The 1,399-nt window shown below is 63.2% G+C and carries 1 protein-coding gene; it reads right to left on the reverse strand.

The window, feature by feature from the left end; all coding sequences use genetic code 11:
* Positions 1 to 37 precede the first annotated feature (37 nt).
* Positions 38 to 1,330, reverse strand: a complete 1,293-nt coding sequence (locus tag ABIB27_RS19305) for an IS256 family transposase (RefSeq protein ID WP_354254702.1) — start codon at positions 1,328 to 1,330, stop codon at positions 38 to 40.
* Positions 1,331 to 1,399: the final 69 nt, after the last annotated feature.

The raw sequence follows: 1,399 nt of genomic DNA on the forward strand, positions 1-1,399 counted from the left end.
GGGACTGTCTCGTTAACGGTGTATCCGGCGTTTTCATTTAGTAGCTTTCAGCTGCCGGGAATCGGTCGCTGAAAGTGATGGCGAAGGCGTTCAAAGCGGGCTTCCAACGCACGGCCCATCGGGTCTTGCCGGCACCGGTCGGATCGAGGGATCGGGTGACCAGATACAGGCACTTTAGCGCAGCCTGCTCGGTCGGGAAATGACCCCGTGCCTTCACGGCGCGCCGGTACCTCGCGTTCAGCGATTCAATGGCGTTGGTCGAGCAGATGACCCGCCGGATTTCCACGTCATAGTCCAGGAACGGGATGAACTCCTCCCACGCGTTCTCCCAGAGCCGCACGATCGCCCCGTATTTCTTGCCCCAGCGCTCCGTGAGCTCCTCGAACGCCGCCCGCGCGGCCGCCGCATTCGGGGCGGTGTAGATGGGCTTCACGTCGCGTTTGAGGGCGTCCCAGTCCTTCTTCGAGGCCAGCCGGAAGGTGTTCCGGATCAAGTGAATGATGCAGGTCTGCACGGTCGTCAGCGGCCAGACATTCGTGACGACTTCGGGCAGGCCTTTGAGTCCGTCGCAGACCAGGAAGAAGGTGTCCTTCACGCCGCGGTTCTTGATGTCGGTGAGCACGCTCATCCAGAACTTCGCGCCCTCTCCGCCGGTCCCGGCCCACAGGCCGAGGATGTCCTTCTCCCCGTCCAGGGTCACGCCGATGGCGGCGTAGATGGGCCGGTTGGCGACCTGCCCGTCCCGGATCTTGACCACGATGGCGTCGATGAAGATCGCCGCGTAGACCTCATCCAGCGGCCGGTTCTGCCACGCCGCCATCTCTTCAAGGACCCTGTCGGTGATCCGCGAAACTGTCTCCTTGGAGACAGAAGCACCGTAGATCTCGGCGAAATGGGCGCTGATCTCCCCGGTCGTCAAGCCCTTGGCATAGAGCGAGAGGACCATCTCATCGACCCCGGTCAGGCGGCGCTGGCGCTTCGCGACGATCACGGGCGTGAACGTGCCGTCCCGGTCCCGCGGCACCTCGATCGCGACGGGTCCGGTTGTTTCCGTGAGGACCGTTTTGCCGCGGGTGCCGTTTCGCGAGTTGGCGGTCTCCTTGGCCGCGGTCTCGTGCTTTCCGTACCCGAGGTGCTCGGTCATTTCCTCGTCCAGGGCCGACTCGATGACCGTCTTGGTCAGCATTTTCAGCAGCCCATCCGGACCCGTCAGGGACAGCCCCTGCTCCTTGGCCATCCGGACCAGTTCACGGGCTGCATCAGCCTCGGAAGCCTCGTTCTTTTTCGTAGCGGTCGCCGTGTTTTTCACAGCATCCAGTGTCGCCGTCATATCGGCTCCTTCCCGCCAAGCTCACCGCCTGGCGTGTTGGGCCGGATACACCGTTATTTCCACAGTCCC

Origin of the sequence: Arthrobacter sp. UYEF21, assembly GCF_040546085.1 — a bacterium.
Taxonomy (GTDB): Bacteria; Actinomycetota; Actinomycetes; order Actinomycetales; family Micrococcaceae; genus Arthrobacter.

Coding starts and splice junctions, on each gene's coding strand:
- ABIB27_RS19305 (WP_354254702.1), bottom strand. CDS start 1,330: ATGACGGCGACACTGGATGCTGTGAAAAACACGGCGACCGCTACGAAA.